Source organism: Capnocytophaga sp. oral taxon 329 str. F0087 (assembly GCF_000213295.2).
In the GTDB taxonomy this organism is placed as follows: Bacteria; Bacteroidota; Bacteroidia; order Flavobacteriales; family Flavobacteriaceae; genus Capnocytophaga; species Capnocytophaga leadbetteri_A.
In genome coordinates this window covers 1-7,244 of record NZ_KN389990.1, presented here as the reverse complement: position 1 = coordinate 7,244, position 7,244 = coordinate 1, and the positions used below count along the sequence as shown (strand labels likewise).

Below are 7,244 nucleotides of genomic sequence, written 5' to 3'. Positions count from 1 at the left end.
TTAGTAAAGTCTACTTTATCAAAGTTAGCTATATCTACGATAGCTTGGTGAGTATCTCCAGTATACCAATTTACTCCTTTAGCACCTTTTAAATATCTAAATTTACTATTGGTATTTAAGGCTGTTTGATAAGCGGTTGCACTACCAATAGGAATGAATAATCTTACTCTATTACCTCTATCAGTATCAAGGGCATTTTCTGCTTTTTCCAATTCACTACCACTATAGGTCATACCTTTTGGAGGGGTAGTACTTCTGAAAGCTACGGCTCTTAGTGCAGTACAACCAAATAAAGACTGGTTACCTAAGAATTTAAGGGTAGAAGGGAACTCTATTACTTTTAAGTGAACAGCATTTCTAAAGGTGTCATAACCTATTTTTTCTACTTTTCGCATAATTACTTTAGTAATATTGATACCTGTAGGATTTGCTACATTATCAAAAAGGCTACCTTCTATTTCAGTTACATTATTGAAATCAATAGAAGTAACATTAGGTTGATTTTTAAATGCTTTTTCAGCTACTTTTTTAGCGTTGCTTGGTAGTACTACTTCAGCAGGTAGTATTACACCTGATTTTACAGTTAGTACTCCATCAGCATTCACGTTGAAGTAGTTGTTGGCTACGTAAGCTGTTACAGTAAATTTGATTTGTAGTGACTGTCCGTCGCCGTTAGTAAGTTGTATTACTGCTTCGCCTGCTTGTTTAGCAGTAATCTTGATACCTGTTACTAATTCACCTAATTTGGTACCTTGATTATTACCTTGAGCTTTTATATCTTTGGTTATAAGGGTAGCTTCTACCTTATCATTGTTAGCAGTGATAGTTACTCTGTCGTAACGACCATTTTGTAAACTACCTGTATTATAAACCCCTGTAAGATTAAATGTTTGCACATCATTAACCGCCATAGAGGCAGGTATACCTACGGCAGTAAAAGGAACTATTACATATACAGGCACTTCTAATTCTTCATTATAATCTAAATCTTTGAATTTTAGTTTGTCAGTAAGACCTTCGCCAGAACCAATAGCGTATAATTTTCCGTTTTTCTTACCAGCCTCTTTTACTACTGAGGTGTTAGGAGTAGAAACGGTATAATTGCCTGAACCTTTCTTTACCCAGCCAGTTACATCAGTTTCTTCATTTTTCTTGAGGAAGATGACATCACTCTTCACTTCAAAACGTTTACCATTAGACTGAGAAGTTTTTTTGTTTACAGTTACATTTACTTTAGCACTATTTTTTTGAGGGTCAGTAATAGTTAGTACAGCAGTACCTTCTTTTTCTCCATTGATTTGTACCATGACTGTTTTATCTTGTGGAGTAGCAGTTGCTACATTTTCATTGGAAGATACTATAGTCAAGCTATTTGCAGGAGTACTTACTTTTATAGTTGTTTTGCCTCCTTCTATAAGAGTTACTTGTGTACTACTTACAGAGAACTTTTTTTCATCACTGCTGTCGTCTTTTTTACCACAGCTAAATAAAGTAGTAGCAACTACAGCGGCTGTTAGAATAAGGGTTGTAGTTTTCATTTTTACTAAATTTTTTTATATTATATTATTTCCAATTCGCTACAAAAGTAGTATATTTTTTTAAGATATGCAAAAAAAAGAGAGTAAATTTGTGTAGAATAATTTGTTGTTTTTATAACAATAGTTTATAAGTAGTTGATAATCAAATAAAAACAAAAATGGGATTTTATTAAAATCCCATTTTTATTTTACTTAAAGAATACTCCTTATATTTCTTCTTGATCTCTCAAGTGTTGAATATATTGAGCTTTCTGAATTTGTGCACGGCGGCGCACAGAGGCTTTAGTGAAATGTTGTCTATCACGTAACTCGCGTACTACTCCTGTACGGTCAAATTTGCGTTTGTAGCGCTTTAAAGCCTTATCAATGCTTTCTCCGTCTTTAATAGGTATTATTAACATAGCTGATACACCTCCTTTTATTTTTCAGGGCGCAAAAGTAGGAAATAATTATTAATTGGCAAAGTATTAGAATAGAAATTTTAGTGAATTAGTGTATTTTTCTATTTTTGGGTAGCTTTAAGATGCTCAGCAAATTGGTAAAGAGTCTTTACGTTTAGTTCGACATCGTCTGTTTCAAAGAAAAAATAATCGCGGTAACGGGGGTAGAGGGTTTGAAAAACTTGTTGCAGTTTTGGGTCGCGCAGTAGGGCGGCTCCGAAAGATAGAGCAATGCCGTGAGAGAGAAGGGCTTGGGCGGTAGGGAGGTTTTTGCGAAAACCGTGTAGCACCCATAACTGGCGTGCCTGCGTGCGTTGGCGCAAGGCTATGACTTCGCTATAGGCTTTTACGCAGTGAATAATGAGGGGTTTTTGCAGTGCTTCGGCTATGGCTATTTGTTCGGTGAAAATTTGCTGTTGCAAGGGTAGGGGAGTAGAGGTGTTTTTGTCGATGCCACATTCCCCTATTGCCCAGCAGTTGGGGTGCGAAGCTAAGGTACCTATAGCCTCTAATTGCGCTTGCCAATTGTCTAAAAACCAAGGGTGTATACCTACTGAAAAGGGTAGGGAAGGGTCTGCCGTTAGGGGGTATTGGTTGCGGATGACCAAGGTATCGGCAGAGGCGTATTGGGTATGCGAATGCAGGTCTAAATACAGGGGGCTAGGAGAGGGGGTATTGCTATTTTTTTTAAACATTTCTCTCAAAAAATTTGGTATGTAATAAAAAAGTTGTACATTTGCAGCGGCAAGTCCTACACGACCAGCTCCTGAAAAATCCTCCAGGGTGGGAACACAGCAAAGGTATTCGGTTGTAGCGGTGCGATGTAGGTAGCTTGCCACTTTTTTTTGCCCTTAACTCAGGACTATCGGTTCATACCGCGCTCATTGGCTATTTGTTCGTATGCCTGTTGCACTTGTTTGAACTTTTCTTCAGCGCCTTTCTTTATCGCTTCATCATCAGTAATCACCTTATCGGGGTGATATTTTTTTGCCATATTTCTATAGGCTTGTTTTACTTCGGCATCGGTAGCATTTCTGCTGATACCCAATATGTTATAGGCATCGGGGGTATTGCGCTGAGTGTTTTGCTGCTGGTAGCGGCTGCCATTGGCAGTGGTAAACATAGCTTTGATGCTTTCGTAATCGCTTCTTTCTAAACGAAGATAATAGGCTATCTGCTCTATCTGATTGACTTCATCACTGCTTACATAGCCATCGGCTTGTGCAATGCCAAAGAGGAAGTATAGTATCTGTAGGCGGGTTTCATAGGTGGTGCGCATACGCACGTAAGTGGCCACGCGTTCGGCAGATATTTGGCGTCCTTTCAGGTCGTTGAAAGTGCGAAATACAGCATTAGCGCGCTCTTTTCCGTAGAGAGAGACAAACTGCTGGCGCACGAAGTCGAGTTCGGCTTGCGTTACTTGTCCGTTGGCTCTGATTACTAAAGTACAGAGAGATAAGAGATTAAGTTCAAAACTAGCGGGTGAAATATCTTCCTGACGAGAGTTAGAAAAAGACGAGAAGCCTCCGTTTTCATTTTTTGAACTGAACATTCGAGAAGCTAAACCCAGTAAGAAGCCTATAATAGCGCCAGGTATTCTGAAGAATATATAACCGAGAACGGTAAAAATCCATACGGTATTCATTGTTTTAGTGTTTTGAGTATTAAAAAGTTAGAAACAAATACCCCGCAAAACTTGTACCAATTTTTAATATGTCATTTCCAAAACAACTTATTTAACATCTCTCCTGTTTGCAAATTCAAAAACTCTTGGTTGGTGGTGGGGCTGTCTAAACCTCCGAGGTGGGGCAGCCACTTGCCAGTCTTGATATAGTCTAAGCAGGCGAGTAGTTCGGGACACTGACGCTGTACTTGCTTCATATTCAGCCCCGTGTAGAGAGCCGTCTTAAGCTGTTTGCACTTGGCAGTAAGGATAAACGATAGCAAGGTCTCCGCTTGCCACTCGCCCCCCATAAAGAGCACACAGCTGATAGTATCTTCATAACGGTCTAAGAGTTTTTCTAATAGTTCATTGCTGAGCAAACAACCTTTGCTACCATCCCACGTATATTCGGAATGGCAACCCTCGCAAGCCAACGGACACCCTGTGATAGTGAAACACAGGGATATCTCGTTGGGGACTTCTTGCAAGACAATGTCGTAACTGCTATACCGTAGTATGCCCATAGTAACGTATTTTGGCTTCTTTTTGTCGGTCTTTAGAGAAATTGCTGATGCGCTTCAGATAGCCTATCACGCGGGTAGCATAATCTACATCGTGTGAATGGCAGTGCGTGCAATGGTCGGTGGTGTGTTTGTTGATATATCCACAATCGTTGCAAACGGTTACGCGGATATTGAAACAGAAATAGTTACAACCTGTCTTAGCCGCTACATTTAGCAGTTTGTAGAATCCTCCTTGGGTAGGATACTCCTCGAGGTTGCAATGGTAGGCTGACCCACCATCTAAGTATTGTATATAGTCGTTGCCGTGTAGGTAGAACTTATCAATAAGGTTTTGCGAGTCGTCTTCTACTATGTAGAAATATGAGTTGTAGCAATCGCGAGGCACTTGCAAGCCATCAGCTTTGTCCCACGCGGCATTCTTCACCCCTAAATTCTCAGCTGGCACGAACTCAGTGTTGAACATAAAGCCATATTTAGCTTTAGCTTCCTTGTTCTTGTCGTAAATTACCTTTAGATTTTTGTTGATAAACGCCTTATAGTCGGGGTTGTCAGATATTTTGATGCCTATATACTCGGCAGCTTCTACCATTCCGTTGATGCCAATGGTTAGGAACTGCTTGTCGAGCGATATAAAGCCCGCATCATACACCGGTAGCATACCCGCATCTTTGTAGTCTTGCACAATGGCACGGTAGGCTACTTGGTACTTCTGTATCTTATCTACTGTTTCTTCTAACGATAGTCCTTTTTGGTAAAGGCGGTTCATATTGATAGTTATCACATTAATACTACCAGTAGAAACCCCTCCTGCACCAAGCGAATAACTAAAAGTGTTATCAGAAATCTCATTGCGCAGACGGCAGCAGCTGGCTAAGGAGTCGGCGTTATCAGACTGGTATACAAAGAACGCATTCCCTTCGCTGAGTTCTTTAGCACAGAATTGAGCAAAATGCTCGTCATACACGCGCTTGTCTTTGGTGAGCATTGCAGCGGTTACCACAGGGAAAGTGAGTATCGCCTTAGTGCGCTCGATGTTAAACCAGTGCATAAAGAACTGTTGCAGTTTGTCGAGGCTCTCGTATAGAGGTTTGCTGCCATCAGGGAAAACAAAGGTGCCGAACATCGAATCGAAATAAGGGCGGTCGTAGAGTGATATATTCCAGAATACCGACTGATAGCCACGTGCAGCAGCTGGCTGATTGATAGCGTATACCACGTGTTGAAGTTCGTTCTCTATTACCTCGCGGTGGGTGCTGAGGTAGTTATCGCCAAAGTCTTTGCGGGCAAAATAGTCGAAATACATCAGAAACTCTACCGTAGCGACTGCTCCTGCAAATTGCGAAGATACGGAGAATAGAAAATTGACAAACGAACCGCAATAGCTTGCCAAATGTTTAGGGGCTTTGCTTTCGCCTCCGAGCTTCAACAGCCCGTCTAATAGCAGTGGGTACATCGATACGCTCACACAGTAGGGTTTGAGGCTTGTTTCATCGTGTACATAGATTTCGTGACTCTCAATTTGGCGTATGTATTCCTCGGCCAAATCTTTGCCAAAGAGTTGCTCAATCTTATGAGAGACTAAAGAGCGGTTCACCTGAATATTGATGTCTTTATTGAGTTCAGCCTCCATAGTAGCGATGTTTTTATGAGCTACGTTGGCGTTGGCATCAAAGAGAGAACCTGTAGCGGCGTTGTGCGAAGTGAGGTAATTTTCTATAAAGTTGCGTTTGGTAAGCAACTGTTCCTCAGTGAGTTTTGTAAACTTAGACATAGTTTTTTGTTTTATTATTATTTCTTATTTCTGCTGCAAAGTTAGGCAATAAAGAGATAGCTTCTCCATTCTTTTAAAATACTTATCAACACAGTTTTCAACAGCTAGCAGAACGAATTGTAAATTAGTAGATTAGCTAATGAGTAAAAAAATAATAGCGCGATTTAATTTCTAAATCGCGCTATTGCTTTTTTTATTTGCTTTTCTTAAAAGTATTTTATTTTTTGTACCATTATCATAGTAGGTTTGCCGTCTATGATGGTAGTTTTCTTTGTCCAGTTCTTTTTCTTGTCGTATACTAAAGTGTAGTTCTCTTTCTTAGCTATAGTGCCATCAGCATCGTAATAACTTACTTCTACAGCGTTGTTATGAGCGTCAAACTCGCTTACTATTCTTTGTTTGAGGTTTCCTTCGCCATCATATACTTTTTTCTCTACAGCATTGCCTTGGGCATCGTAGGTGAATACCGTTTTGCTCTTTAGTACATCGCCTTTGCCAAGTTTTCTTTCTTCTGAAACCTTATCGTTATTGTCATATACGTATACGGTTTTGTTGTCGCATAATCCTGCTAAACACTCGCTTACCTCTATTAGGCGGTCGTGAGCGTCATAAGCACTTACGCGACTCATAAACACGCTACCATCAGGGGTAATAACATCTTGGCGTACGCGGTTGCCGCGCTCATCGTATTCGTATGTGTTTTTAGACATAGAGGTGTTGCTGGCATCTCTTGAATCTGACTCTATAAGGTTTCCTTTTTCATCGCGTTTATCTACGTAGTTGATAACCGTGCCGCCGTTTTTAGCCTGCATTTTGGTATTCATACCTTTTTTGTCAAATTCGGCATAAAATTCAGAGTTCATCAACTGTTCTTTACCATTTTCATCAAACTCATAGCCTATCATACGATAGCTTTTCACTTTCCCTTGTAAGCCTGCTTTTTGCAAGTCAGTTTTTTTGTTTTGCTGACCGAAAGCTACGGTACTAACGAGAAATAATGCAAATACAATTTTTTTCATAATACAAATTAATAAGATAAATTTTATTTTAAAGGTGCAAAGATAATAATTTATGCCGAATTAGCAATCTAAAACTATGCCAAAAACAATGGCAAAGCCCTTTATACCTGCTAAATCAGGGGTGTTTTGTTATATTTGTAACTTTAATTACCTATAAAAAGAAAAAAATTCTTACCTTTGCCGAAAACAAAAAAGCAATTACTATGAATCCTAAATTCAAGTAATAAAAGTAACTTTTTAATAAGGGTTTGTTTTTAATTTTTGTCTGCTGCAGACAAAAATTAAAAAC

The 7,244-nt window shown here is 39.6% G+C and carries 7 protein-coding genes and 1 other RNA gene; 1 reads left to right on the top strand and 7 read right to left on the bottom strand.

Annotated elements, in window-relative coordinates; genetic code table 11:
• From HMPREF9074_RS02945 to HMPREF9074_RS02935, 3 genes are all read right to left on the bottom strand, one after another.
• On the bottom strand, positions 1-1,538 hold a 1,538-nt coding region (locus HMPREF9074_RS02945; protein WP_034539641.1), incomplete at its 3' end, for a leucine-rich repeat protein.
• 206 nt (positions 1,539-1,744) lie between these two features.
• The gene (gene rpsU, locus HMPREF9074_RS02940) at positions 1,745-1,939 is read right to left on the bottom strand and encodes a 30S ribosomal protein S21 (RefSeq protein WP_009389899.1); all 195 of its coding nucleotides are present in this window, start codon (positions 1,937-1,939) and stop codon (positions 1,745-1,747) included.
• A 101-nt stretch (positions 1,940-2,040) separates the two neighbouring features.
• A complete protein-coding gene (locus tag HMPREF9074_RS02935) occupies positions 2,041-2,634 on the bottom strand; it encodes a TatD family hydrolase (RefSeq protein WP_034539655.1) in 594 nt (197 codons plus the stop codon).
• A gap of 86 nt (positions 2,635-2,720) precedes the next feature.
• Here HMPREF9074_RS02935 and ffs point away from each other — a divergent pair.
• An RNA gene (gene ffs / locus HMPREF9074_RS11840) (signal recognition particle sRNA small type) lies at positions 2,721-2,819 on the top strand.
• Between the two features lie 21 nt (positions 2,820-2,840).
• Here the strand turns inward: ffs and HMPREF9074_RS02930 are convergent.
• From HMPREF9074_RS02930 to HMPREF9074_RS02915, 4 genes are all read right to left on the bottom strand, one after another.
• Positions 2,841-3,530 carry a molecular chaperone DjiA gene (locus HMPREF9074_RS02930; protein WP_052141363.1) on the bottom strand — a complete coding sequence of 230 codons (690 nt, stop codon included), beginning with the start codon at positions 3,528-3,530 and terminating at the stop codon, positions 2,841-2,843.
• 164 nt (positions 3,531-3,694) lie between these two features.
• Positions 3,695-4,165: an anaerobic ribonucleoside-triphosphate reductase activating protein gene (gene nrdG, locus HMPREF9074_RS02925; protein ID WP_009389895.1), complete on the bottom strand. Its 471-nt coding sequence runs from the start codon at positions 4,163-4,165 to the stop codon at positions 3,695-3,697.
• On the bottom strand, positions 4,146-5,936 hold the full coding sequence (nrdD, locus tag HMPREF9074_RS02920; RefSeq protein WP_009389894.1) for an anaerobic ribonucleoside-triphosphate reductase: 1,791 nt from the start codon (positions 5,934-5,936) through the stop codon (positions 4,146-4,148). Before nrdD ends, nrdG begins: the two co-directional genes overlap by 20 nt.
• Positions 5,937-6,142: 206 nt before the next feature.
• Positions 6,143-6,955, bottom strand: a complete 813-nt coding sequence (locus HMPREF9074_RS02915) for a type IV secretion protein Rhs (RefSeq protein WP_009389893.1) — start codon at positions 6,953-6,955, stop codon at positions 6,143-6,145.
• Positions 6,956-7,244 lie beyond the last annotated feature (289 nt).

Excerpts from the sequence above, each read along its gene's own strand:
- rpsU (WP_009389899.1), bottom strand. The coding sequence starts at position 1,939 with ATGTTAATAATACCTATTAAAGACGGAGAAAGCATTGATAAGGCTTTA.
- HMPREF9074_RS02930 (WP_052141363.1), bottom strand. The coding sequence starts at position 3,530 with ATGTTCAGTTCAAAAAATGAAAACGGAGGCTTCTCGTCTTTTTCTAAC.
- nrdG (WP_009389895.1), bottom strand. The coding sequence starts at position 4,165 with ATGGGCATACTACGGTATAGCAGTTACGACATTGTCTTGCAAGAAGTC.
- nrdD (WP_009389894.1), bottom strand. The coding sequence starts at position 5,936 with ATGTCTAAGTTTACAAAACTCACTGAGGAACAGTTGCTTACCAAACGC.
- HMPREF9074_RS02915 (WP_009389893.1), bottom strand. The coding sequence starts at position 6,955 with ATGAAAAAAATTGTATTTGCATTATTTCTCGTTAGTACCGTAGCTTTC.